Source organism: Psychrobacter sp. GW64-MNA-CIBAN-0177 (assembly GCF_040309585.1).
Lineage (GTDB): Bacteria > Pseudomonadota > Gammaproteobacteria > Pseudomonadales > Moraxellaceae > Psychrobacter > Psychrobacter okhotskensis.
In genome coordinates, this window is the sequence record NZ_JBEOOY010000001.1 from 366,424 (window position 1) to 391,747 (window position 25,324).

General features: G+C 43.1%; 21 protein-coding genes. 13 read left to right on the forward strand and 8 right to left on the reverse strand.

Annotated elements, in window-relative coordinates; genetic code table 11:
• Positions 1-25: 25 nt before the first annotated feature.
• Both AAEY79_RS01455 and acs read right to left on the reverse strand, forming a co-directional pair.
• Positions 26-1,183, reverse strand: coding sequence for an NAD(P)-binding protein (locus AAEY79_RS01455; protein WP_352286949.1), 1,158 nt, complete (start codon positions 1,181-1,183; stop codon positions 26-28).
• Positions 1,184-1,415: 232 nt separating this feature from the next.
• Positions 1,416-3,377 (reverse strand): acetate--CoA ligase, encoded by a 1,962-nt coding sequence (acs, locus tag AAEY79_RS01460; RefSeq protein ID WP_101211653.1) that lies wholly within the window; start codon positions 3,375-3,377, stop codon positions 1,416-1,418.
• A 453-nt stretch (positions 3,378-3,830) separates the two neighbouring features.
• Between acs and AAEY79_RS01465 the strand changes: the two genes are divergently transcribed.
• On the forward strand, positions 3,831-5,132 hold the full coding sequence (locus AAEY79_RS01465; RefSeq protein WP_201567564.1) for an NAD(P)/FAD-dependent oxidoreductase: 1,302 nt from the start codon (positions 3,831-3,833) through the stop codon (positions 5,130-5,132).
• 176 nt (positions 5,133-5,308) lie between these two features.
• Positions 5,309-6,370 (forward strand): pirin family protein, encoded by a 1,062-nt coding sequence (locus tag AAEY79_RS01470; protein ID WP_350588299.1) that lies wholly within the window; start codon positions 5,309-5,311, stop codon positions 6,368-6,370.
• A gap of 125 nt (positions 6,371-6,495) precedes the next feature.
• On the opposite strand, the gene AAEY79_RS01475 is transcribed toward AAEY79_RS01470, so the two are convergent.
• Positions 6,496-7,599 carry an alkene reductase gene (locus AAEY79_RS01475; protein ID WP_025651894.1) on the reverse strand — a complete coding sequence of 368 codons (1,104 nt, stop codon included), beginning with the start codon at positions 7,597-7,599 and terminating at the stop codon, positions 6,496-6,498.
• 508 nt (positions 7,600-8,107) lie between these two features.
• On the opposite strand from AAEY79_RS01475, the gene AAEY79_RS01480 reads away from it, so the two are divergent.
• Positions 8,108-9,151: a hypothetical protein gene (locus AAEY79_RS01480; protein WP_350588298.1), complete on the forward strand. Its 1,044-nt coding sequence runs from the start codon at positions 8,108-8,110 to the stop codon at positions 9,149-9,151.
• A gap of 140 nt (positions 9,152-9,291) precedes the next feature.
• Here the strand turns inward: AAEY79_RS01480 and AAEY79_RS01485 are convergent, their stop codons facing one another.
• A complete protein-coding gene (locus AAEY79_RS01485) occupies positions 9,292-10,098 on the reverse strand; it encodes a DUF3592 domain-containing protein (protein ID WP_352286954.1) in 807 nt (268 codons plus the stop codon).
• Between the two features lie 249 nt (positions 10,099-10,347).
• Between AAEY79_RS01485 and AAEY79_RS01490 the strand changes: the two genes are divergently transcribed.
• From AAEY79_RS01490 to AAEY79_RS01525, 8 genes are all read left to right on the forward strand, one after another.
• Positions 10,348-11,367: a lipoate--protein ligase gene (locus tag AAEY79_RS01490; protein WP_025651891.1), complete on the forward strand. Its 1,020-nt coding sequence runs from the start codon at positions 10,348-10,350 to the stop codon at positions 11,365-11,367.
• Between the two features lie 220 nt (positions 11,368-11,587).
• On the forward strand, positions 11,588-12,736 hold the full coding sequence (locus AAEY79_RS01495) for a PAAR domain-containing protein (RefSeq protein WP_025651890.1): 1,149 nt from the start codon (positions 11,588-11,590) through the stop codon (positions 12,734-12,736).
• Positions 12,717-13,187, forward strand: coding sequence for a hypothetical protein (locus AAEY79_RS01500; RefSeq protein WP_025651889.1), 471 nt, complete (start codon positions 12,717-12,719; stop codon positions 13,185-13,187). Before AAEY79_RS01495 ends, AAEY79_RS01500 begins: the two co-directional genes overlap by 20 nt.
• 11 nt (positions 13,188-13,198) lie before the next feature.
• The gene (locus AAEY79_RS01505; protein ID WP_025651888.1) at positions 13,199-13,744 is read left to right on the forward strand and encodes a hypothetical protein; all 546 of its coding nucleotides are present in this window, start codon (positions 13,199-13,201) and stop codon (positions 13,742-13,744) included.
• A 171-nt stretch (positions 13,745-13,915) separates the two neighbouring features.
• Positions 13,916-14,455 (forward strand): hypothetical protein, encoded by a 540-nt coding sequence (locus AAEY79_RS01510; protein WP_025651887.1) that lies wholly within the window; start codon positions 13,916-13,918, stop codon positions 14,453-14,455.
• Positions 14,442-15,011, forward strand: coding sequence for a hypothetical protein (locus AAEY79_RS01515; protein WP_025651886.1), 570 nt, complete (start codon positions 14,442-14,444; stop codon positions 15,009-15,011). The genes AAEY79_RS01510 and AAEY79_RS01515 overlap by 14 nt, the downstream gene beginning before the upstream one ends.
• Before the next feature lie 20 nt (positions 15,012-15,031).
• Complete coding sequence (locus AAEY79_RS01520) at positions 15,032-15,781, forward strand: tetratricopeptide repeat protein (protein ID WP_201582467.1); 750 nt, start codon at positions 15,032-15,034, stop codon at positions 15,779-15,781.
• A 61-nt stretch (positions 15,782-15,842) separates the two neighbouring features.
• Positions 15,843-16,805, forward strand: coding sequence for an IS30 family transposase (locus AAEY79_RS01525; protein ID WP_201582222.1), 963 nt, complete (start codon positions 15,843-15,845; stop codon positions 16,803-16,805).
• Positions 16,806-16,972: 167 nt separating this feature from the next.
• On the opposite strand, the gene AAEY79_RS01530 is transcribed toward AAEY79_RS01525, so the two are convergent.
• Positions 16,973-18,175, reverse strand: coding sequence for a serine hydrolase (locus tag AAEY79_RS01530; protein WP_201582468.1), 1,203 nt, complete (start codon positions 18,173-18,175; stop codon positions 16,973-16,975).
• Positions 18,176-18,336: 161 nt separating this feature from the next.
• Here AAEY79_RS01530 and AAEY79_RS01535 point away from each other — a divergent pair, with 161 nt between their 5' ends.
• Positions 18,337-19,095: a lysozyme inhibitor LprI family protein gene (locus AAEY79_RS01535; protein WP_025651883.1), complete on the forward strand. Its 759-nt coding sequence runs from the start codon at positions 18,337-18,339 to the stop codon at positions 19,093-19,095.
• 110 nt (positions 19,096-19,205) lie between these two features.
• Here the strand turns inward: AAEY79_RS01535 and AAEY79_RS01540 are convergent, their stop codons facing one another.
• Both AAEY79_RS01540 and AAEY79_RS01545 read right to left on the reverse strand, forming a co-directional pair.
• Positions 19,206-20,162, reverse strand: a complete 957-nt coding sequence (locus AAEY79_RS01540; protein WP_201578293.1) for a hypothetical protein — start codon at positions 20,160-20,162, stop codon at positions 19,206-19,208.
• Positions 20,163-20,313: 151 nt separating this feature from the next.
• Positions 20,314-22,449, reverse strand: coding sequence for an FAD-dependent oxidoreductase (locus AAEY79_RS01545; protein WP_352286958.1), 2,136 nt, complete (start codon positions 22,447-22,449; stop codon positions 20,314-20,316).
• A gap of 474 nt (positions 22,450-22,923) precedes the next feature.
• On the opposite strand from AAEY79_RS01545, the gene AAEY79_RS01550 reads away from it, so the two are divergent.
• The gene (locus AAEY79_RS01550; RefSeq protein WP_025651880.1) at positions 22,924-24,588 is read left to right on the forward strand and encodes an AMP-binding protein; all 1,665 of its coding nucleotides are present in this window, start codon (positions 22,924-22,926) and stop codon (positions 24,586-24,588) included.
• Positions 24,589-24,846: 258 nt separating this feature from the next.
• Here AAEY79_RS01550 and AAEY79_RS01555 read toward each other — a convergent pair whose 3' ends face one another.
• On the reverse strand, positions 24,847-25,266 hold the full coding sequence (locus AAEY79_RS01555) for a DUF6691 family protein (protein WP_173239534.1): 420 nt from the start codon (positions 25,264-25,266) through the stop codon (positions 24,847-24,849).
• Positions 25,267-25,324 lie beyond the last annotated feature (58 nt).

Below are 25,324 nucleotides of genomic sequence, written 5' to 3' on the forward strand. Positions count from 1 at the left end.
TAGACTAACCAAACCTTACTCATCATTACATCCCTTCAGTGATTGCCCTAACCGTCTCTGCTGCTATTTTGTAGCAACTTTCGATATTGCCGTGTCCACACCAATCGCCACTCACGATCCATTGATGCCGCTGATCGACCAAAATGCCCAGACTTTTGTTATCATCGACAATCGTTGCTGCATAACGCCAACGATGACAATCGATCTGGGTAGGTGCGGTTTGAGCACTCCAATTCAGCGCTTGTTTGGCCGCTGTTAGTAATTGCGCTTTTATGGTCTCTATATCCTCATCGACATGGGTTTCTGACCAGTCATTACGCGCATGGATAGTCACGCTTGGCAGTAGTGCACTATGAGCAGGCTTTTGATGCTCAATGAATATTCTATCTAATGGCGAATTATTGACGTAGGCTACATCCCATCTTACTGATGCCTGACTCGTAAAGATCGCAGGTAACTGTGGCACCTCATCCCAGCCTAGCATCAATGTATAACACGCCTGCATTTTTGGCTTAGTAATATCAGCTTGTCTCGCAAAGCCGCTATCTGCCATCAACTCTAGCGCCTGAGCATTTGGCGCGGTACAAATCACCCAATCAAAGCCGCCAAGACTGTTGCCCTCTTCATCGAACAGTTCCGTTTTGCTATCAGCACTATTTTCTTCTACGAAATGCGCTTTATGTAATGGCGCGACACGGGTTTTAAATGCTATGCGGGTATGCTGCAACTCATCGGCCAATGCACGCCCCCAGCTGGTCATTTTTGGGGTGCTGATATAACGTGCATGCTTTGTATCCCACTGCTCTTTTGGCTCGATTTGAGGTGTCTGTTCATCTTCATTAGCAAGAGTCAAATGAACCACTTGCGCAAGCCACGGCTGCAATAGGCGACTATCAAGCCAAGGACGGATAAATTGTTTAAAACGGTCTGTTTTGACTGTAAAGCACTGCGCGCCAAAGCCCCATTGCCAGTTGTTGCCCGTCTTTTCATCGGTACGGTAGCGAGTCGCCAGACGCCCCACGCTACGGGATTTTTCAAAGATGGTTATTTGTACCTTTGACTCTTGACGCTTAGCCAATTCCCGCTCAAGCAAAGTGGCCGTAAACAATCCCGTCAAACCGCCACCTATAATGGCGATTTTTGGTACTGAGGTATGTGCAGAGGGTGCAGAATGATCAGTCATAATGACAGTAGGCCTTTTACAATATCGTTGATTCAATATAAGTCGTCAGAAAGTAGCATTTATAAGCATAGCATATTACTTTTGATTGGCTGGTTTTTAGATAATATTGAACCTTTAATAGGCCCTAATATCAATAACCTCTGCGTAAAAAAGCCATGCTACCTTTAATAGCATGGCTTATGTGAACATTTATAAAGTAGATGTTATTTTATTTATCAAGTGCTCATGACCACTATGCCGCACGTTCGGCTTTGACCACCTCGACCAGTTGATTGATGACTGAGCTGTCTGCAAGGGTAGACAAATCCCCCAGTCCAACATATTGCCCAGCGGCAAGATTGCGTAAGATGCGGCGCATAATTTTGCCCGAGCGGGTCTTTGGCAGCGCATCGACGATATAGATAGCATCCAAGTTGGCAATCGGCCCAATCTCTGCACGCACATGACGGTTTAGCTCCGCCTTTAGCGACTCGCTTGAGGCTTCACCCGACTTGAGAATGACAAAGGCACATATCCCCATACCGCGAATATCGTGCGGCATACCGACAATAGCGGCCTCCGCAGTCGCAGGATGAGCCACTACGGCGCTTTCGATTTCTGCCGTACCCAATCGATGTCCAGAGACATTGAGCACGTCATCGACACGGCCGGTAATCCAATAGTGTCCATCTTCGTCACGCTGCGCGCCATCACCGGTAAAATAATAACCCGGATACTCTGTAAAGTAAGTCTGCAAAAAGCGCTTATGATCATTATAGATGGTACGCATCTGTCCCGGCCAGCTACTATTAATAGCCAAGTTGCCTTCAGCAGAGCCTTCGAGTGCCACGCCGTCACTATCGACGATTTCTGGTCTGATGCCATACAACGGATTCATCGCAGCGCCCGGCTTCATATTGACCGTGCCCGGTATTGGTGCCATGAGAATACCGCCCGTCTCGGTCTGCCACCACGTATCGACAATCGGACATTTGCCATCACCAACGACGTGATAGTACCAATCCCACGCTTCGGGGTTGATCGGCTCCCCAACTGACCCAAGCAAGCGCAAGCTTGAGCGATCCGACTCCCGAACGAAGGTATCCCCCTCTTTCATCATTGCTCTAATAGCCGTCGGTGCGGTGTATAAAATAGTCACATCATGCTTGTCGATAATATGACCAATACGCGCCCAAGTTGGATACTCTGGCACTCCTTCGAACATCAGCGTCGTCGTGCCATTGGCAAGCGGTGCATAGGTCGCATAAGTATGACCAGTCACCCAACCGACATCGGCTGTACACCAAAAGACATCGTCTTCTTTGACATCGAAGACGTCTCGAAAGGTCGATAGCACATAAGTAATATAGCCCCCAGTGGTATGCAGCACGCCTTTGGGCTTACCTGTCGAGCCAGAAGTGTATAATAAAAACAACGGATCCTCGGCATTCATCACCTCAGGTTCGCACTGCTCTGACTCACCGTCGACCAAATTATGATACCAAATATCACGGCGACCACTCATCGGTACAGAGTTACCCGTACGATGCACAACAACGACTCTTTCTACACTGTCTGTGCCATCCATATCCAAGGCACGATCGACATTGGCTTTGAGCGGCGTATGCTTATTACCGCGCAGCCCCTCATCAGCTGTAATGACAATTTTGGACTGGCTATCAATCAAGCGATTGCCCAAGCTCTCAGCAGAGAAGCCGCCAAATACTACAGAATGGATAGCACCGATACGTGCACATGCCAGCATAGCGATCATCGCCTCTGGTATCATGGGCATATACAAGGTCACACGATCGCCTTTTTTGACGCCAAGCTTACGCATCGCGTTGCCTAGGCGACATACCGCCGCATGCAATTCTTTGAAGGAGATAATTTTGTGTAGGGAGGGATGATCACCTTCCCAAATAATAGCGGGTTTGTAAGGGTTGTTTTTTAGATGTCGATCGAGGCAATTGACTGAGATATTCAGCTCGCCATCTTCAAACCACTTGATACGAAAATCATCTAAATCATAATTAACGTCGCTGATCTTGGTGGGTTTTTTGATCCAATCAATCAGCTCAGCGCGCTCAGCCCAAAAAGCGTCGTTCGCTTCATGCGACTCGATAGACCTTTTATAGTCTGCAGCGTATTGCTCAGCTGTCGTATTGGCAGCAGCGGCAAACTCAGCTGCAACGGGAAATGATTTTTGAGTCATAGTCATCGTCCTCTTCTAATTATTATGACCTGTATAACGGATCGTCAATAACGAGTAGCTATAGAGGCAATAAGGGTCATCTTCCATAATGTGTGACACTCAATGATAGTTTGACAAATTAGCGCAACGGTTGCAAGGCATCAACGCTCAATCATAACAATTCCGCTGCACAACTTATCATTAGTGACTCGCTATAAAATCTATAGTCAGTAAAAAGTCATATCGATAGATCACGCACGGCTGATATCAATTTTTCTTGCTGTTTCTAACAACCTGTTTATCGCGACTTTTAACGACCTTGAGATTTAATCCTTGTAACCTCTGGTTAAATATGGACAATAGCCACTCTAAAGATTATGTTTGGCTAATATAGGCAAAACCCTAAGCTATAAAAGTAAGCTGGGCATATTATTTTTACCTTTTTAAACTTATCGCTTTATGGAACCAATCGCAATGGACAATCAGCGTACAGGACACTCTCATACCTATTATGATGTCATCATCATTGGCGCTGGTGCGTCAGGGTTGTATTGCGCGCTCACGGCCGGTCGCCGTGGTCGCCGCGTATTGGTCCTAGATCATGCCAATAAAGCGGGTAAAAAAATCCTGATGTCAGGTGGTGGACGCTGTAACTTTACCAATTACTTCGTCGAGCCTGAGCACTTTATCGGTGCCAATCAGCATTTTTGTAAGTCAGCACTGAGTCGTTATCCCAGCTGGGAGTTCATCGGTATGGTGGAAGCGCACAAAATTCGCTATCACGAGCGCGAGCACGGGCAGCTGTTCTGTGATGACTCTGCACAAGATATTTTGACCATGCTACTTGACGAATGTAGCGCGGTAGGCGTGCAAGTAAAGCTAAATGCGCAGGTTGAAAGCGTTCAAGCGGTTAAAAATGATAAAAATGCCCGATTTGAATTACTGACAACCAAGCAACTCAGCAAAAAAGACAAGCAAGAGAGAAAAGAATCAGGCAATCAAGCTAAGCTGCCGCAAACAGGCTACCGCTGCGAATCGTTAGTAGTGGCGACAGGCGGACTGTCTATCCCAACCATGGGTGCTAGCGGCTTGGGCTATGAATTGGCGCAGCAGTTTGGCCATCAGCTCATCTCCACTGATGCCAGCCTCGTACCCTTTACTTTTACGGATAAAACCGGCGATCTTATCCGTGCTTTGGCGGGTATCAGTCTGCCGGTGATTGCCAGTAATGAGCGTATCTCCTTTAAGTTGCCAATACTGTTTACCCATCGCGGGCTCTCTGGCCCTGCCATGTTGCAGTTGTCAAATTATTGGCAGACTGGCGAAAGCATCCGTATTAATTTGCTGCCAGATATCGATGTGACGGCGCTTTTCCTCGCTCATAAAAAGTCGCATCCAAGGCAGCTCATCCGTACCGTTTTGGCCGACTATACCGATAGTGCCTTACCCAAAAAGCTACTGGCGGCCCTACAGACGCACCTGTGGGACGATATAAAAGATACCGAGCTTGCCAATATTAAAGACGAACGTCTGACCGAACTGGGGGTGACGCTCAACGGCTGGCAGTTAAAACCATCCGGCACTGAAGGCTATCGGACGGCTGAAGTCACCCGTGGCGGCGTCAATACAGATGAAGTCTCGTCAAAAACCATGCAAAGCAACTTTCAGGACGGGCTATATTTCATCGGTGAAGTATTGGATGTCACAGGTTGGCTCGGTGGCTACAACTTCCAATGGGCGTGGGCCAGTGGCTTTGTGTGCGGTGAAATGGTTTGATAAAACAGGATACTTAATACTGTCGTTAAGTGACCTTTTTTAGCATAAGAAGCTTGATAACTTTGAAAATAAAAGAACAATCACTATATATTCATAATAAACTATATGTTCATAATAAAAAATATATTAGCCATTTAAACAACTTTAAAAATAAGCTTGGGCTTGCGAGGTGAACAATGCGTGCAATTAAACATATTCATGGAGATAAAGCGCCGCATTGGGTAGGTGATGGTTTTTATGTAAAAACCTTGATCAACCATCTTGAGAATGATCCCAATTTTAATTATAGCCATACCGACCCTTTTTTATTGTTTGATTATGGCGAGCCGACGAAATTTGCGCCCAACCCCGATTATCACGTACAGCCTCATGGTATCGGACAGCATCCGCACAAAGGCTTTGAGACTGTCACCATTGCTTACTCTGGTGAAATCAGTCATGTGGACTCAACGGGTGGCAATGGTGTTATCTTCGAAGGTGATGTGCAATGGATGACCGCAGGGCGCGGCATCTTGCATGAAGAGTTTCATTCGCAGGATTTTGGTCAGCGCGGTGGCGTCTTTAGTATGGTGCAAATGTGGGTGAACCTCCCCAGTGCTCACAAACTGACTAACCCGAAGTATCAAACCATCAGGCGTGCAGATATGCCGGTTGTCGAGTTGCTGGCTGATAGCAATGCTGGCGTCCAAAAAGAAGTGACCAGTCAAAAAGATGCTACCAATCAAAGAGATTCTATCAACCAAAGCGTGATTGGCAAAGCGGCTATTATCGCAGGTGATTGGCAAGGGACAACCGGCGCTGCCAGCACCTTTAGCCCTATTAACTTATGGGATATCGAGTTACAGGCAGCAGGATCGACGACGCTACAGATACCGAACCTTCATAATGTTTTGTTATTGGTGCAAGAAGGCGAGCTGTTGGTCAATGGTACGCACGTCGTAGCTGGTCAACTGATTCAGTTTGTAGCGCCTAGCAAAACCCGCACAGACTTACAAAATGAAAATACCTCTATAATCACGACCGATGCGGCAGTCAATACGGATACTACGGACACTATTGAATTGGCTTATCCAGCAACGGCTGATGCGGAAAAAGCAGTAGCACCCGTTAAATTATTGCTGCTGAGCGGGGAACCTATCGGCGAACCTATCGCCGGTTATGGCCCCTTTGTCATGAATACTCAAGCAGAATTAAAACAAACGTTTCGCGATTATCAAACCGGTAATTTTGGTAAATAGTTAAAACACTAAATACTCAAAAAATAAGCATAAAAAAGCCACCCTACTAATGATAGTAAGGTGGCTTTTTATTGTCTATAACGCTATTACTCATCTTTTCAGCATTAAGGCTGATCGATGCGACTTTACGCTTGGTTCAGGAACGGATAATCAGTGTAGCCAACCGTGCTGCCACCATAGAAGCTCTCTGGATGCTGCTCGTTGAGCGGTGCGCCCTCTTGAATACGTTCAGCGAGATCAGGGTTGGCAATATAATCACGACCGAATGCTACCGCATCGATATAGCCTGCTTTGATGTTCTTCTCAGCTTTGTCCGCATCATAGCCACCAGCGGCAATAATCAGTTGACCAAAAGCATTACGTACGTTTTGGCGGAACTCATCGTTATAAGGCGTACCCCCTGCCCAGTCTGGCTCTGACAGATGCAAATACATTAGACCACGCTTGTTGATTTGCTCAATCAGCCAAATGTTATCGTCTTCTTCGTAGCCTCCCTCAACATTGTTGAACGTGCCAAGTGGTGAAATACGAATACCCACGTGATCAGCATCCCATGCCTCTACGCAAGCATCAATCACGTCCAAGGTTAGACGCGCGCGGTTTTCGCGGCTGCCACCGTACTCATCGTCACGCTGATTGGTATGCTCGGCCCAAAACTGATGCAGCAAATAACCATGCGCGCCATGAATCTCAATACCATCAAACCCCGCTTCCTGCGCGCACTTGGTTGCATGTGCAAAGTCAGTAACCACTTGCTGAATCTCATCAAGACTGGCTGGGCGCGGCGGCGTGGCATCCGCGCGAATGGCTTGGTTGTCACTATCACGCAATGAGGTACGGATACCTACATCGACATCTGAGGCTGAAATTGGTGCACGGCGTTCAGGTTGTACGCTTTCATGTGAGACAAGTCCTGTGTGCCATAGCTGGACGACGATCTTGCCACCTTTAGCGTGGACATTGTCAACGATGGCTTTCCATGCAGTGACTTGATCTTGAGTATGTAGCCCTGGTGCGCCTGCATAGCCTTTTGCTTGAAACGATACTTGCGTCGCTTCAGTGATGACAAGGCCCGCCCCTGCACGCTGCGAGTAGTACTCTGCTGCCCATGTGATAGGGACATCGCCTGGCTCAACGGCACGCAGACGTGTCAGTGGGGCCATCATAATGCGGTTTTTTAGCGTTTGTGTGCCCATTTTTACAGGCTCAAATAAAATATCGTGTGCCATGGTATGCCTCGTTTTTCGTTATAAAAATAGAATAGTAGTTTGATTTATAATGGAGCAATAGTGCTCAGTTCTTAGCGCTAACCTAATTCAGATTACTCACTTAATGACTAAGCAGTGTATTGATAATCCGTGTTCTTTATAGGGGGCACATTCGGCTATTCCAAGGCAACTTTACAAACAAAAACACCGATATGGCATGATATCGGTATTGATAATACTCATTATTCAAGTCCTCTTATGATGATATTAAGCAAATGACTTTAATAATATTGGCTGATTATGTCATCAGCTGACATAGCCGCTGTATACTGACACTATTTAGTCGACAATGGTTATGATGGCTACCATTTTTAGGACGTACTCAAAGGATACCGCATATGCAAAAGACCACATTGTCACTCATGATGGGAGTAAGCCTATTATTTGCTATGAGCGCTTGCCAACCTCCATCTGATATGAAAAAAACTCAGACAACTCAGATAACTCAGATACATTAAATAAGTCATCAATGTCCACGCAAACGGCAAAACAGCCAAGCACGCAGCCATTAATAGAAGCAAAAACGCCAAGAGCACTCACTAATGCATTGGTCGCATTGTCTGAAAAACAGTTAACAAATAAGCTGGTGTGCACTAAGCTCAGTGCTTCTATGAAGGACATTGATGACAAAAGTAAAATTGAAGATATTCGTGGTATCCAACGACAATTAAATGCTTGCTTGCCAATGACTGCGAACGTCGAAATCCTGCAATGGCTAACAGAATATCAAGCACTGTACGGACGTTTTTTGGGTTCTAATGATTCTATGGACTATGCAAGCTTTCACGATGTAGCAGAGACTATAAATCAAGGCAAACAATTATCCGTTGAACAACTAAAAGCACTGAGCCCACGTAAACGATATCTTAGTGAATTGGTGCAGAGTAACGCTGACGTTAGCGTGCTGTATTTAGGCGAAGGCATCTTCAAATTTCATCATAATCTAAAGGCGATAGCAGACCTATTTGCTCCTTATCTACCTGCAGATCAAGCCATGTTTATTCAGCGTATGGCAAAAGACAATCAGGATATTTTTTGGAATGATGGTGCGGTGGCGGTGTCTTTTGACGAGGTGATGGCCCGCGCTGTGTTTTGGGAGAACTATGTTAAAACATACCCAGACAGCTACTTTATTGAAGATGCCAAAAATTTATTTGCGACGTACCGTTATATACTGTTTTACGGATCCAACAATACCCAATGGACAGATGACTCTATACATGAGTTTATTAATCCCAAGTACAAGCAAGCCATACAGCAGTTAGCCAAGCGTCCGAGTAGTATCTTGGCTCAAGACGCGCACACTTTTCTTGATTTTATGGCGTTGTCCGATAGTAAGCGTAAGAAAAAGTATCCCGTGCCAAACAAGGATGATAATGGCAATAAGATAGACGATTGGGAAATTCCCCGCTATCAATTAACAGAAGTATTGCAAAAACCTTCGCCATGGAAAATGGATGATAATAGAGACTGTTTAACTGGCGTGATTTGTGTCGATTATAAGGTTGAGTGAGATGGCACATTAATCCCTAGTAGCGCTGGCGTCAATCCGTCAATCCGTATGTTTTTATCACGGGACTTGCTGAGCGTAATATGGCGGCTATTCTTCAGGAATATTTTGCATAATAAAGGAGAGGTTTATGAAGAACACTCTTATTCAAAATGAATACCCCAGTTATTGCGAAGCGATTCTAGCTTGGGAATGACGCATGATTGATATTCATTGTTCGCCGCTACAAAGATCGGAATATCGTCCCCTGTTCTTTTATCACTTATAATTGAGAAATCTGTGGTTAACGATTCCCCTATCACTTTATTGCCACTTCTCGTTTCATATTCATAATGCACGATGACGCCTTGTCCTAAATTGATAATAGGAATGGCGTATTTTGGCATCATAGAAACGATACGTGCCGTAGCAACTTGCCCGTACTTGTAGAGCTTTAGCTCTTTTCTGGTGCTAATAAATAAATAAATTAAAAATGGCAGGCCAAATAGCATAAACGGTATAGGTATCAGAAAAAGTAGCGCCACTGGAAAGCGGTAAGGCTGTAAATTCTGTATGATTGATTGACCATTTAGTTCTTTAATAGCGAGATTATCGCCAACTTGGAGCGCTTCGATTCTTTCACCTTCCAGAACTTTGTATTTAGACCTAACTGCCTCATTATTTTTGAGGTACTGGTATGAGATGATTGTCGGATGAACATCGTTTATGGTTACGTTGCTTTCGACCTGAATATCAGTGACTTCAGCGCTCGTTTCTATACCTTGAGAGTCGATTAACTCATAGTCTATTTTTGGACTGTCATTACCCGTAAAAGAGAATATCAGGGTAAAAATAACGAACATCAGCAAGGCAAAAAAAGAAAATAGTAATCCAAAAAACAGTGCAATTGGCTTCTTTTTTAGAAGGCTCATGATAGTAGAGAACTTGACTTTCCTTGGTGTACTATTCATTTTTGAGTGTCACTATTTTAATAATGAGTGTTTTATGGGCGATTCTACTACGTTATAAAAAACCATTTTAGTAGGCATTAATCCAATATAAAATCGCTCAAACTTATGTTAGGTAGCATTATACCTAGTCACTCCATAAAGTCAGTAAAAGTTATAGATTTTTTTGCCAACTTTTTTTTATTTTAACCCGTATAAAATAGTTGTTAATTTTAAAACTCTTAAACTCATACCTTAAAAAAGGACAGATAAATGAAACTGCGCATCTTAAAGTCTGCCGTCACCAACCCTTGGTTTAACCTTGCCACCGAGGATTGGATATTTAATACCCTCAATCCCGACTCACACACGCTATTTTTATGGCGCAATAGCGAGACCGTGGTCATTGGGCGCTCGCAAAACCCATGGGTAGAATGCAAAATCGATAAGATGGAAGCCGACGATGTGTTTCTGGCGCGGCGTCAAAGTGGCGGCGGCGCGGTATTTCATGATTTGGGCAATACCAACTTTACCTTTTTATCGCCCAAAGCCGACTACGACCAAGAAGCGAACTTTACCATCATTATTAATGCGTTAAAGAAACTGGGCATAGACGCGGATTTATCTGGGCGTAACGACATGCAAGTCGGTGATAAAAAGATATCAGGCAGCGCCTTTAAACACGCTGCTGATCGCAGCTTTCATCACGGCACATTATTGGTCAATGCCAATATGCAAAAGCTGGGCGATTATCTCAATCCGCATCCGCTTAAGCTCAAAGCCAAAGGCATAAAATCTGTCCGTGCGCGTGTCGCCAACTTGGTTGAGTTTAATGAAGACATCAATCACGAGACTTTATCCGAGGCGATTATCGAGGCGTTTTGCGAATACTATCGTGACACTGATTATGGCGACACTGCGCCAGTAGAAGAATTGGATGAAGCCAGTCTCGCCAAGCAACCTAACCTGAATAAATACTATCAGCAAATGGCAGATTGGGATTGGCGTTTTGGTAAAACCCCTGAATTTACCCATCACATTGAGACGCGATTTGATTGGGGCATCATTGATTGTCACCTTGATGTGAAGCAAGCAGTGATACGCGATGTGGTTATCTTCTCTGATGCGCTAAACGTTGAATTAATTGACCTATTAAAAGACACATTGACGGACATTAAATACGATAAACATGAGATTAAAGCTAAGTTTGAAGAGTTATGCACAGCACATCCTGAGTTGGCAGCGCAGATTGATGACGTGTCTGTGTGGCTAATTGGAGAGATGGAAGGTTAGATTTTTGCTTGTTATTAATAATAAATAAAAGGACTCAATTTTCTTTTGTGTTCAATTTTTCAAAATCTTTCATAGTTTACGCCGACTGAGCTTGCCGTATAAATCATAAATTTAGACAAACTTAAGTTTGATATTTTACGCTTTTACCATCTATAATGTGATGCAAATAATAGATCCGCTATAAAAGTCCAAACTTTAAACGTTTAAGCAAGGTAGCACTATGGCAGCCTATATCACAGTCGGCGCAAAGACCACTCATGGCGGTACGGTCATCTCCGGCTCACCGCATACTACTCATAACGGTATCCCAGTCTCGCGTAAAGGCGATAAAGTCATCTGCAAGAAATGCAAAAAGGTGACCACTATTCTTAGTGGCGATGCTTCTTTTATCGTCGATGGCGCACCCATCGCACGCGGCGGCGATGTCACCAGCTGCGGCGCTAAACTGATTGCTAGTCAGCAGTCATTTGCAGAGTCAGGATTTGATGTGATGGGAGTTGAGCAGGCTGAGGTAATAAGGCGAGAGGCTAAAGAGTATTTCGATAAGATAATGGGTAATGACACATATAATGATGTTATTCAGCTTATTGATGAATTAACGAAACAGCCACTAAAATCACTAGAATATATTATTGAGCATGCTCAAGGATCAATAAGTGGCAAAACAGATGAAAATGGAAATACTGAAAAAATTGAGTTGTCACAAGCTGAACAAATAAAAATAAAAATACCCAGTATAGGTAATAGTACGTCGGACTTTAAAATTTTTGCACATACTCTAACGCCTATACCTGATAACACGGCTAAGCAGTTTGGAATACAAACTAAGCGAGCTTTAACATCAGGCGAAATCAGTATGGCAAGTTTAGTTTTTGCTAATTCAATTGATTATACTGATGTCTATATTCATAACGATGAATTCTTACCTTTTGGATTACAGAACGACGATACGGTAATGACGCCAAATGGCGAGATTTATTTTCCTAAAGGCTTGTATAGAGATGATTTTTCAAATTTAGTACCTCAAGATGCAGGCTTAAGACATCTATTCATACATGAGATGGTACATGTCTGGCAGCATCAGTTGGGCTATTCTGTGATGATAAAAGGCGCTCTATTACACCCGTGGTGTAAATTGAATGGGTGTGATCCTTATAACTACGTGTTAGAAAATTCTAAGACATTGAGCGATTATAATATGGAACAGCAAGGCGATATTATTGCGGATTATTATTCTTACTTTCATGATACTGATATCGATAGAATTGTGAGTCAATCAGGTATGCTTTATAGAACAAATCAAGATATTTATAAAAGCATACTCTCAAATTTCATAAAGGACTCTTCAAATGCAAATTTACTACCGTAAAATTCAGTCATTAACCCTTATAGCGGCGCTATTTTCTTTAGTTGCCTGCGAAAGTAACCCTTCTCATAGACCACCGATTGGTGGAGCTATTGGTTTAGTAAATACCGATGAAAAAGGCCTGTGTTTTTTACCAAAATTTGAAACCGCATACTTAACATCAACCAAGAAATATGATGATTTAAAGTTTATAAACTTATCTTATGTGGATGTAGTACTTGGAAACGACCCATTATCTAATAAAAAAATTTGGCAAGCATCGCCAAACTCTCAAAAATACTATAAATTAGAAGAGGGCGAAAGTATCTGTATGAATGATGATTTACTAGGATTGAAAAAAAGCGAATATGCAAATTTGACTAACGACAAATACACAGTAGTAATAGGTGGAATGGATGATAAGGAAAGATATAGATTAAGATTTATTGAAAGATTTGAATATCCTATAAGATAAGCAGGCTTCACTTGTATATTAAAACCTCATATCTCTCAATATTACTTTTTTTAACAATCAGTACGTTGGGTTGTCAGAAAAAACTAGTCTACGTTGCTCCGCAGATCACGGGTCAGGTCATTGATAAGCAAACCAATCAGCCTATTGAAGGTGTCAAAACTGTGATCAATCGTCAAGCTCTTGACTACACTGATAAACAAGGTCGATTTACTGTTCCATTTACTACAGTTGAATATACTTTCAACGAACCAAGTTATCAGGAGAGTAGGTCTAGGCGAGGTGCGAGTCTTGCAATATTTAAAGAAGGCTATGAATATAAGTCATATACGAATGGAGGATTAGCTTTCACGACTAGCGCCGATGGTCAAAAAAGATATGTCAATATGGGAAAAATTTACCTGATGCCAGTACCAGCTGGTAAAGAAGCTGAGTATAAAACTGAATACTTGACTGTAGGTTATTGTAAGCCTACTCAATCTCAAAGAGAAGTCGACTGCATACCTGTAACAGAAGGTAAAACGTATGAGCAGGTGAGTCCAAATCAGCCTGTTCAATAGCATTTTCTAACGAGGTTTTAATGTATCAAAGGAAAATCACGCCTTTAATTCAGCCTTTATTACTGGCTAAAATACTATTCAGTGGTTTGTTAGCTTCTGCTTGTTCAGCGGAATCATTGATTTATGGTTATCAATGATTAAAGTTGTCCCATTAGTAAGTAGAGGTTAGGTATGAAAATACAATTATTATCTGGACTATGTTTATTATCAGCTTCATTAACTTCTTGTCAGGCAGAACCTACTACTACGCACTATCTAACGCCTATCGTTACAGGACAAGTGCTAGACAAAACTACAGAGCAACCCATCAGTGATGTCAGTATTATATATACCAGTTCAGCATCTACCACAACTGACAAAGACGGTTTTTTTCGACTACCTGCTATTGAGATTAAGAGCTCTTCAACTGACGATTGGGAGTCCAAACAACTAAGTGAAAGCGACATGACCGTATATAAAAAAGATTATAAGAGTAAAGATTACTGGAATTTTGGTCTTCCAAGAATAAAAGCTAAAAGAGCTTCAGAGGTCCCTGAGTACGTACATATGGGTATAATTTATCTTGATAAATTACCAGATGGTGTGCAGCTAGAAGACAACTATAAATACAACGAATATATAGAAGATATGTCTTACTGCCAATCTAATCAGTCGCAAAAAGAGGTAAATTGCATTCCACTACCAGATGGAGTGGACCATGAAGCCGTCTAGTAAAGTTAGATTATTCAGTATCTTTTGGCTAACTGCTTTAGTAACCTCATCTTGTACTGCGCAAGAACCTGAGGCCTTTTATGTCACACCTTCTATAAAAGGACAGCTAATTGACAGTCAAACTGATCAGCCACTTAGCAATATCACCGTCTACTTAACAGATGACATTCAAGGCATCTCTGATAACACAGGCCGTTTTGAATTACACTCAATGCAAAAGATAGATTCAGATAATATGGGCAAAGGTTATTTTAAAGCGTTAGCTGAAGAAGCCAGTGTCATGATAGATACCCAAGGTTATCAAAGGCGTCTGTTTGCAATTGACGGTATGGCAAAATCTGAAGATGATAACTTAAAAAGTCCCATGATTATTGATATGGGTAATATTTATCTAAAACCATTGCCTGATGGCCTGCATCGCTACGCAATAGTATTTGAATATATAGCAACCATGCCTTACTGCCAACCGAGCCAATCTCAAAGAGAAGTCGACTGCATACCCGTACCACAGGGTAAAACTTATGAACAAGTGAGACCAAATCAGCCAATAAAATAAAGTTTCCTAATGAGGTTTTAATGTATCAAAGAAGAATTACCCCTTTAATTCAGTCTTTACTAATAGCCACAATGCTATCCAGTAGCTTAATAGCTTCTGCTTGTTCAGCGGAATCATCAAACATACCAGTACTATCAGATCAAAGTACCCCTAATGAAATGTACGAACTCGGCCTCGCCTACTATGAGGGCGATTCAGTCCCTCAGGATTATAAAGAAGCTTTTAGCCTATTTAAAAAAGCTGCAGATAGAGGAAATAGTCCAGCGCAATTCTACACTGGTATCATGTATTATGAGGGTATAGGTACGGAACAAAGTTATAAAAAAGCAGGCAAATATTTACTTCCAGTTGCTAATCAGGGAAATGCACCAGCTCAAAGTAATCTCGCTATTATGTATGAAAATGGAGAAGGTTTCGAGCAGGACTATAAACAAGCAATGCATTGGTATTTATTAGCAGCCGATAATGACTCTGCACTTGCTCAAAATAATGTTGGTACAATGTACTATTTTGGTAGAGGTGTGCCACAAAGCTACACCAAAGCATTGGGTTGGTACAGAAAAGCTGCCGCTCAAGATTCAGATATGGCACAGCTTAATGTTGGTGGTCTCTACGAGAATGGTTACGGCGTTCCACAAGACTATGATGAAGCATTTGAATGGTACAAAAAAGCCGCGGATCAAGGCAATCAAGAAGCCAGTAATCGTATCGGTAGGTTGGTTATGAATGGCCTAGATTCAAATAAGAAGTGCAACGTTTTAAAAGAATGAGTTGAAGAGTAAGATGTGCCGTGTTGCATTTCAAACTTCAACTCCTACATATCAGAACGTTATGAAACACTATACACATCTTACCCAAGAGCAAAGATATCAAATATCAGCGCTATTGCAAGCTAAAAAAGGCATGAGTGAAATAGCTAGAATTATTGGCTGTCATAAATCAACGGTGAGTCGAGAGATAAGGCGAAACATGGGACAAAGGGGTTATCGCCCCAAACAAGCCCATCGATTGGCAAACGCGCGCAAAGTTGTGAATAGCTCACAGATCAGCCGCTTTGGCTGGTGCTATATTGATCATCTACTCAGCAAGCACTACTCACCTGAGCAAATCACAGGGCGACTGAGAATGCTGGGTTGGCAAGAGGTCCCAAGCCATGAATCGATATATCAACACATCTATACTGACAAAAAGGCAGGGGGTAACTTACATAGCGCCCTTAGATGTCAAAAGCGCTATAGGAAACGCCGTCTGCAAGGTTATGATAGGCGCGGAAAGATAGCGAACCGCTGTGATATCACTGAGCGTCCCAGTATCATTGAAGCGCGCAGTCGTATGGGCGATTATGAAGGGGATACGGTGGTTGGTCGTGGACATCAAGGTGTGCTTGTCACTCTAGTGGATAGAACAACTCGAGAGACTAAGATCAAAGCGCTACCCAATCGCAAGGCAGTAGCCGTCACACAAGCTTGCATTGGCATGCTAAAAGGTGAACAGGCGTTAAGTATCACCTTTGATAACGGTAAAGAGTTTGCTGACCATGAAACGATGGCAACAGCGTTGAAGGCTGATATTTATTTTGCTCAGCCTTATCATTCTTGGGAGCGTGGAACGAATGAGAATACCAATGGGTTAATTCGTCAGTTTCTACCGAAGTCAATGCGTCTGGATAACCTATGCATGCACTTAGTTCAGTCGATTGAAGACAGTTTAAATAATCGACCTAGAAAGGTGCTAGGGTTTAGAACACCTCTTGAGGTAAAATCTAGCTTCGGGTGCGTTGCACTTCAATGTTGAATCCAAGTGGTAAAATCGACGATGAAAGTATCGTTATTTATAGCACCCAAGAAACTGGTCTCACATTAGGTGATATTGAAAAAATGAGCCAATGATAATGACGGCTGTATGAGCCAGTTGTTGTTAGCTCATACAACCACTAATTGATGAAACATCCAACAACCCCATCACTCCGCCAAACCATCTAAAATCACTTTAACCTCAGTAACATATTGACCCAAATCTGGCTCTAAATGAAATCCCTCTATTGGTGTGGGCAAACCTTTCTGCTTGCCAAGTCTGACGATAATTACGTTCTCTTCGGGCAGCACTAATACTCTCTGACCTAAATGACCCAGCATGGCATAAAACGGAATCGGACTGTCCATATCCGTCCACACCGAATGACCGTAAACTTGCGCTTGCCCGTCTGCAAATGCTGCGGCATTGGGCGTAATCATAAACTTAACATGTTCTTTACTGAGTAGCTGCTCGCCTTGCCACTCGCCACCGTTTAATAATAGCTGCCCAAATTTGGCAAAATCTAAAGCGCTGGCATTGAGACAGCAATATACTTTTTCGATGCTCTCTGAGCCATCAAGCGACCAATAAGCGTCACCTTGCATACCGAGTGGTTGCCAAAACTTCTCTTCTAGATAACTAGAGATGGTATAGCCATGCGGCTCTAAAGCACGCGACAAAGCTATGCCAAGCATTTGCGTATCGCCGGACGAGTATTCAAACTGGTCAACACAAGGCTCAACAAAGTCACGATTGACCATTTGCTTAACTAAATCATGACCATAATACGATTCGGCTGTAGGATTGATAGGAAAGTAATAATCTTCCGTCCAATCATAGCCCGAAGTCATCGCTGAGAAATCTGCGAGGGTACAATTTTGCGCATACTTGTTATCCGCATATTCAGGTAGCCACTTGGTAATTGGCTCATCAACGCTTGATATATAGCCATCTTCCACGGCTTTGAGATACAGCATGGTGGTGACGGTTTTTGCCATCGAGAAGCTGTTGGTATGCGAGTCGGCACTGTAACCTTGCCAATAATTTTCGTACAGCAGCTTGCCATCTTTGATAATGGCAAAGGCAACGGTTTCGTCAGTATCCAAAGCATTTTTCAAGGTAGGCGTAAGTTTGACTTGCCCAAAGTTAGCATCTTTGTCCCATTCAATAGTATCTTTTGCGCGGATAGTACGGTTATCAAAATCGATATAATCATCGATATTGGCGGTATTTTCACCTTTCAGATAAGTGAGCTGTAAGCCACGAAAAATATAAGCGTTGCCTGTCACCACTAAGCCTAAGCTGATAATAATGAGTAGCGCTACAATAGGCAAAACGATCCATTTAAACAGTTTTTTTAACACTACCATTATAAAATCCCTTTTTATGGTGTGAGTGATAGATATGACTATCGTTGATAGGTTTAGCGTAGCATTTATAGGTTATTTAATAGTGACAATGCTATATTCATATTCAGCTTTAGAACAATAGTATCAATTTTCGAAATTAAGCATTAAACGATGAGAATAACATGAAAAAATCAGCCGTAGCTATCATTACCACTTTAGGTGTTTGTCTACTATCTACTTATGCAAATTCAGCAAGTTTTGATTGTAAAAAAGCGACTACTTGGGTAGAAAAAACCATTTGCGAAAGCACTGAGCTATCCAAGCTTGATGAAGCGATGGCAAAGAAATATAAAAATGATCTCATTAACGAGTCAAATGATAAAGACAGTAAAGATTGGGTGATTTATGAGCAACGAACATGGCTAAAGTTCCAACGTAATACCTGTAAAGATACATCGTGTCTTATCCGTGAGTATAAAGAGTATATTGAAGAAAAAAGTCATGATGCTTTGTCTAAAAGTGATTCAAACAAGCCGAATCGTTCCGATTTACCTAGCAAAAATGCGTTTGGTAAATTTTCAGAGTCTACTCAAATCTCAATGTATAATCCAGATACTGAGCGTTGGGATGATGCCGAAGAAGCTGAAAACTCTATATCCATTCATAAAGTCGCTAACAAGCCTTACCTTGCCATAATTGAAGGCGTTTTAATTTTTACCAATGCGCATACCTGTGAGATTGAAGTTAGTAAGGCAACATGGTCACAGAATCACTGGGTTATCAGTGATGAGCAGCAAAACGAAGCTACTGAATTGCATTTATACCCAGCATCTCATAAAGGCAAAACGCAGTTAGTGTTAACAGATCCTGATAATCAATTTAGAGAGCGGCATTGTGGTATGCGAGGTTATTTTGACGGTATTGTATTAGAACGTGAGTAAAAAGAGTTTGTCTGTTCGAACTTTCGGAGCAACGATAAGCTAAACTTTATCTATATTGAAATTAAAAATATTAAGTCAAAACGCGGGGTTAAAAACCCAGCCTACGCTTGCTAATCGCTATAACTTTCTCTATATTTAATTTTAGTCTCCAGTATCTTTTCGAGATGCTTAATAAATACTTTAGTCTCAGGTCTACTATGCTCGTCAGTAATCACTAAACCTCCTATCGAGACATAGCAGACACCACCAAACTTGGTGGGTAGCAGGTTATTCCAACTACAGTTAAGATCTTTTTCTAGTTTTACCGTTTGCCAATATTCCGACAGATAATAATCTCCTGCTAAAGATTGCCACGTACAAATTTGAGATTCAGTTATGCTTGATCGTATCGCTAATGGGGTCTGAAAAAGAGCTTCTTTATGCAGTCCATCAAATGCTCGGACAACAAAGTCAGCAGGATAATTTGGGAACATGTTTCTTTCTCTCGATCGGCGCATGTCTTGTGCCTGCTGCGTCTGGAAGGCTTGAATAGAGCTAAGAACCATTTGATCCACCATTTTAGCTTCCATATCTCTTATGGGCTTTGAATATAAGGCATCTAAAAGCCCTACGTCAGTCAACCATATGGACAAACGACCGATAATTCTTTCATCGTCTTCCTCTCTTACGCCACCATACATACTGACGCTAATTCTATAATTATCAAATACCCATTCACAGTGTTCTACTACATTATCACTATAGTAATGGCTATCGGAGGAATAATCTGATCCTTGTCCTAAATAGGCTGTAAGCTTTTTAATAACTTGTTGCCTATTGAGTAGTTGTGCTGGAATATTAATCCATATTGAATCAATCAGTCGGTCATCATCTACTGCACTAAAATGACAGTGAGCAACATTAAGAGTCCAAAACTTAGGTAGTTTTATGGTGACTATTTCAGGCATATAGCTTGCCTCATTAGAAAGAGTCATCGTGTCTTTCTCAGGGAGTTGAGACTTAACGTCAGCTAACTTGTCACCCCATTTAAAATTTACGTCACCAAATTGAAAATTTTCTTTTCTCATATCTCTTAGCCTTTACCCAAATAGTGATTTAAAGACAAATATAACTTTTTACGCTCTTCTAAAGAGCGAATAATTGCAAACTATTTAAACAAAAAAAACGGCAAGATAATTAATCTCGCCGTTTCTGTATTCACTACAAAAAATCAAACCCTCAAATACTCGCCGCAACCTCTGCCCCATCACGAATGGCACGTTTAGCATCCAGTTCAGCAGCCAGTTTCGCCCCACCAATCAAATGATATTGCGCGTCTGGCGCATCGCCAACATTTGGCATCAGCTCAACTACCGACTCTTGACCGGCACAGACGACCACGCTATCGACACGCAGCAGCTGGCTTTGGCCTTGCGGATTGGTGACCCAAATGCCCTCGTTGGTGATTTTATTGTACTGCGCACCCGATACTTGGATGACGCCGTGTGATTTAACGTGTGCGCGATGTACCCAGCCTGAGGTTTTATTGAGACCTGCGCCTAAGCGGCCTTTGGTGCGCTGCATCAGATACACTTGGCGAATTGGCTTGATGCCTTCAGGACGGATTAAACCGCCATCGCTTTGATAGTTAGTATCGTCAGTGACGCCCCACTCTGCGCGCCACTCGCTGATAGACTGCGGCTCAGGGCGGTAGCTTGGGTCTTTTAAGGTCTCAGGGCCGAGCTCATCTAAAGGCTGACCATGACGCGCGGTTAGATATTCGCTGACATCGAAGCCAATACCGCCAGCGCCGATGACTGCCACCGTATCGCCGACTGATTTTTCACCAGAGAGCAATTCGGCATAGCTCATCACTTGTGGCAGCTCAGCACCTTCTAGCTTGCCTTCTAAGCTTCTTGGTACTACGCCTGTCGCAACGATGACATGATGGAACTTGGCTTTCTCAAGCATGGCTTTATCGACTTTGCTATTGAGTTTAATCTCAACGCCTAAGTGCTCAAGCTCATTGATATAGTAGCGAATGGTCTCAAAGAATTCTTCTTTACCAGGGATGACTTTGGCGTAATTAAACTGCCCGCCTAAGATGTCTTTTGCTTCAAATAAGGTAACGTCATGCCCACGTAGCGCGGCAACGTGAGCCGCTGACATACCAGCAACACCACCACCGATGACGGCGACTTTTTTCGGCTTTTTGGTTTTCTTATAAACCAATTCTGTCTCGTAACAAGCTTGTGGATTGACCAAACACGTTGAGCGTTTATTTTCAAAAGTATGATCAAGACAGGCTTGGTTACAGGCGATACAGGTATTGATGCGATCGGCTTGGCCTTCTTTAGCTTTGTTGACCCAATGCGGATCCGCTAAAAACGGACGCGCCATTTGAATCATGTCGGCTTGCCCACTGGCGACGATATCTTCAGCGGTTTCAGGCATATTGATACGGTTGGCTGCCATCATTGGGATGCTGATATGTTTTTTAATCTCAGCAGTGAAATCTACAAAAGCCGCGCGCGGTACGCTAGTGACAATGGTTGGAACACGCGCTTCATGCCAGCCGATACCAGTATTCATGATGGTCACGCCAGCTTCTTCTAGCGCTTTGGCAACGGTAATGACTTCATCCATGACATTACCGTCTTTGACCAAATCAATCACTGACAAGCGGAATAGGATAATAAAATCTTCACCCGTCGCTTCGCGAACCGCTTTTACCACATCAACCGCAAACTTCATGCGATTTTGAATATCACCGCCGTATTCGTCAGTACGTTTATTGACATGACGCGATAAAAACTGATTGAGCAAATAGCCTTCAGAGCCCATGATTTCGACACCGTCATAACCCGCTTGTTTGGCTAATTTGGCGCAGCGTGCGTAATCTTCGACCGTTTGCTCAATGTTCTTGATACTCATTTTGCGTGGTTTAAACGGCGAGATTGGTGACTTAATCGGGCTTGATGACACCACAAATGGCTGATAGCCATAACGACCACTGTGCAAGATTTGCATAATGATTTTGCTGTCATGTTTATGCGCTGCACGAGTGACACGCTGATGATTAATCACATCAGCTTTGCTGTTCATCGTGCCACCAACAGGCGACAACCAGCCTTCGCGATTGGGCGCAATACCACCCGTAATCATCATCGCCACGCCGCCTTTGGCACGCTCTGCGAAGTATGCTGCCAGCTTACCGTAATTATAAAAACGGTCTTCAAGCCCTGTGTGCATCGAGCCCATAACCATGCGGTTTTTAAGCGTGGTAAAGCCCAAATCTAACGGCTCAAATAAATGCGGATAGTGTTCGTTGGTGCTGGCGGTGTCAATCGTATTGGCAGTGCGGCTGGCGGTCATATCATTTTCCTTATGAATAATTTGCTGGGAGTGTTTCGTGAGAATAGTGATGCTATGGGATTTAGCGTTACCGCTATCGTAACACACCGCCATTATTATCAGCTATGCAGACAAACGACTGATCAGTGAACACTATATCGACAACCCTATTTAATTGCGCACTTCTATAGCATTAAGTTAAGTAAAAGCCACAAAATCAGCCCAATATCGCCCTGTCTTTGGCTATAATGAAAACTAGGGCGTGTCCTCATTTTGAAAATGGTGTTTAAAATGAGATAAATTGCAGCCAAATAAGGAAAATAGCGCAGATAATATCGAGATACTGACTAGCTATTTGACGCAGTTTGGCAAGATTTAACCATTTTTAGCCCATTCAGACACTTTCGTTCAGATTGAGGACATGCCTTAGATACCAATAGAAAAACCCTGAGCTATAAAATAGCCACATTCAAAATGCGATAAAGGACTATCTCCATGACCGACTTTCATACAGGTCTCGGCAAAACCCCTGCCAACTATCAACCGCTAACTCCCATCGATTTTATCATTCGCAGCGCGCAGGTTTATCCTGACAAAACTGCGATTATCTATGATGACCTAGAGCACAATGACCTCACGCAGACATGGCAACAGACTTACGATCGTTGTCGGCAACTGGCTGACGGCCTGCGTAAACTCGGTATTGATAAAAACGATACCGTCGCAGTCATGATGCCGAACACCCCAGCGATGGTCGAATGTGCATTTGGTGTACCCATGTCAGGCGGCGTACTTTGTACCTTAAACACCCGTCTCGATATCAATGCGCTTACCTTTTGTCTGCAACACTCAGAAGCCAAAGTGCTGATTTTAGACAGCGAATTTGCTGAGCACGCTGAAATTATTGATGAAGCGTTTCCCAACCTCATCGTCATTCATGCGACCGATGCTGCTGTCGATACCGAGCATTTTGGGCAAATGACTTATGACGAGCTACTTGCCAGCTCCGACAGTTTAGACAATTGGGAAAAACCATTAGACGAATGGGATGCCATTGCCCTCAATTATACCTCTGGCACAACTGGCAAACCCAAAGGTGTGGTTTACCATCATCGTGGTGCGACACTGAATGCGCTCTCTAATATTTTAGATTGGGATATGCCTAAGCACCCCATGTATCTGTGGACGCTGCCATTGTTTCATTGTAATGGCTGGTGCTTCCCGTGGACTATCGCAGAGCGCGCTGGCGTCAATGTCTGTTTGCGTCAGATAAATGCTGATTTAATCTTACAATTGATTGCCAAGTATAAAGTGAGCCATTATTGTTCAGCGCCTATCGTTCACAATATGATTGCTGGCGGTAAACCGGAGTATAAAGAAGCGATTAACCATGAAGTAAAAGGCTGGGTCGCTGGTGCGCCGCCGTCTGAAACTATGCTTGCCGCTATGGAAGCCATGGGCTTTCATATCTCCCATGTTTATGGTCTTACTGAGGTTTATGGGCCGGTCACCGTCTGTGCAGAACAAGAAGAATGGGATACGCTTGATGTCGCGGCCCGTGCGCAAAAGAAATCACGTCAAGGGGTCACGTCACATTTGATGACTGGATTTGAGGTCTTTAAACAAGGCACCACTGAATCCGTTGCTGCTGATGGCGAAGAGATGGGCGAGCTGGCACTGCGCGGTAATATGGTAATGAAAGGCTACCTAAAAAGTCGTAAAGCCACCGAAGAAGCCTTTGCCGACGGTTGGTTCCGCACCGGTGATTTGGGCGTAAAATACCCCGATGGCTATATCAAAATCATGGACAGGCTTAAAGACGTTATTATCTCCGGCGGTGAAAACATCTCTAGTATTGAAGTCGAAAACATCCTATATAAAATGCCAGAAATTCAAAGCTGTGCCGTCGTCGCCGCGCCGCATGATAAATGGGGCGAAGTACCCGTCGCCTTTATCGAAATTCATGAAGGCAGCACCTTACAGCGCGATACCGTCATGGAGCATTGCAAACAGCATTTGGCGGGTTTTAAAGTCCCTAAATATATCGTGTTTGCAGAAATTCCAAAAACCAGCACGGGTAAAGTACAGAAGTTTGAGCTGCGTCAAGCCGCCAAATCATTGGCACATGAAACGCCTAAAGTCACGGCCAGTACTAAATAATAGCTTTTGAGAAACTTGCGCTTTGAGCAACGTGCATAAAAAAGGGTCAGTCTAATCATTAGGCTGACCCTCTTTTCTTTAATTAAAAACATAAAACTTATTATTATAGGCGGTCCGCCATAACATGAACACAGAGCTACTGGTATTAATTTTGCGCAGCCTCTGTCTGCATAGGCACAGCAAGCAAGGAAAATTAATATCAGTAGCGCGTTGTAATACTGGTACTGATTTTATTTAGGACTGACTATAACCAAACGACTAATCAAGCTTAGGTTCAAGCCATTGATAAACTAGCATGCCGACGATCATCGCTGGGATAAAGACATAGGCCTGCCATTGTCCTGTCCCAAGTAGCACGATACCCGGTCCTGGGCAAATACCCACCAAGCCCCAGCCGATACCAAATAGCATCGCCCCGACTAGCAACTTCTTATTAATATCAGTTTTAGTTGGCATCTCGATTAAGGTGCCAATCCAGCTATTCTTTTGGCGCTTAGCGAATTGTACGCCGACCATTGCCACTATCAATCCGCCACCCATCACCAGTGCTAGAGAAATATCCCATGCACCAAAAACGTCCAAGAATCCTTGGACTTTCACAGGATCAGTCATGCCTGATATCAGCAGCCCCAAGCCAAATAATAGCCCAGCCAGTAATCCAATTATATTTTTTAGCATTATTGTGTCTCGCACTTAATGTGTTAATCCAAGTTGTTATAACAATCTATTATGACTA

Excerpts from the sequence above, each read along its gene's own strand:
- AAEY79_RS01455 (WP_352286949.1), bottom strand. The coding sequence starts at position 1,183 with ATGACTGATCATTCTGCACCCTCTGCACATACCTCAGTACCAAAAATC.
- acs (WP_101211653.1), bottom strand. The coding sequence starts at position 3,377 with ATGACTCAAAAATCATTTCCCGTTGCAGCTGAGTTTGCCGCTGCTGCC.
- AAEY79_RS01465 (WP_201567564.1), top strand. The coding sequence starts at position 3,831 with ATGGACAATCAGCGTACAGGACACTCTCATACCTATTATGATGTCATC.
- AAEY79_RS01470 (WP_350588299.1), top strand. The coding sequence starts at position 5,309 with ATGCGTGCAATTAAACATATTCATGGAGATAAAGCGCCGCATTGGGTA.
- AAEY79_RS01475 (WP_025651894.1), bottom strand. The coding sequence starts at position 7,599 with ATGGCACACGATATTTTATTTGAGCCTGTAAAAATGGGCACACAAACG.
- AAEY79_RS01480 (WP_350588298.1), top strand. The coding sequence starts at position 8,108 with ATGTCCACGCAAACGGCAAAACAGCCAAGCACGCAGCCATTAATAGAA.
- AAEY79_RS01485 (WP_352286954.1), bottom strand. The coding sequence starts at position 10,098 with ATGAATAGTACACCAAGGAAAGTCAAGTTCTCTACTATCATGAGCCTT.
- AAEY79_RS01490 (WP_025651891.1), top strand. The coding sequence starts at position 10,348 with ATGAAACTGCGCATCTTAAAGTCTGCCGTCACCAACCCTTGGTTTAAC.
- AAEY79_RS01495 (WP_025651890.1), top strand. The coding sequence starts at position 11,588 with ATGGCAGCCTATATCACAGTCGGCGCAAAGACCACTCATGGCGGTACG.
- AAEY79_RS01500 (WP_025651889.1), top strand. The coding sequence starts at position 12,717 with ATGCAAATTTACTACCGTAAAATTCAGTCATTAACCCTTATAGCGGCG.
- AAEY79_RS01510 (WP_025651887.1), top strand. The coding sequence starts at position 13,916 with ATGAAAATACAATTATTATCTGGACTATGTTTATTATCAGCTTCATTA.
- AAEY79_RS01515 (WP_025651886.1), top strand. The coding sequence starts at position 14,442 with ATGAAGCCGTCTAGTAAAGTTAGATTATTCAGTATCTTTTGGCTAACT.
- AAEY79_RS01520 (WP_201582467.1), top strand. The coding sequence starts at position 15,032 with ATGTATCAAAGAAGAATTACCCCTTTAATTCAGTCTTTACTAATAGCC.
- AAEY79_RS01525 (WP_201582222.1), top strand. The coding sequence starts at position 15,843 with ATGAAACACTATACACATCTTACCCAAGAGCAAAGATATCAAATATCA.
- AAEY79_RS01530 (WP_201582468.1), bottom strand. The coding sequence starts at position 18,175 with ATGGTAGTGTTAAAAAAACTGTTTAAATGGATCGTTTTGCCTATTGTA.
- AAEY79_RS01535 (WP_025651883.1), top strand. The coding sequence starts at position 18,337 with ATGAAAAAATCAGCCGTAGCTATCATTACCACTTTAGGTGTTTGTCTA.
- AAEY79_RS01540 (WP_201578293.1), bottom strand. The coding sequence starts at position 20,162 with ATGAGAAAAGAAAATTTTCAATTTGGTGACGTAAATTTTAAATGGGGT.
- AAEY79_RS01545 (WP_352286958.1), bottom strand. The coding sequence starts at position 22,449 with ATGACCGCCAGCCGCACTGCCAATACGATTGACACCGCCAGCACCAAC.
- AAEY79_RS01550 (WP_025651880.1), top strand. The coding sequence starts at position 22,924 with ATGACCGACTTTCATACAGGTCTCGGCAAAACCCCTGCCAACTATCAA.
- AAEY79_RS01555 (WP_173239534.1), bottom strand. The coding sequence starts at position 25,266 with ATGCTAAAAAATATAATTGGATTACTGGCTGGGCTATTATTTGGCTTG.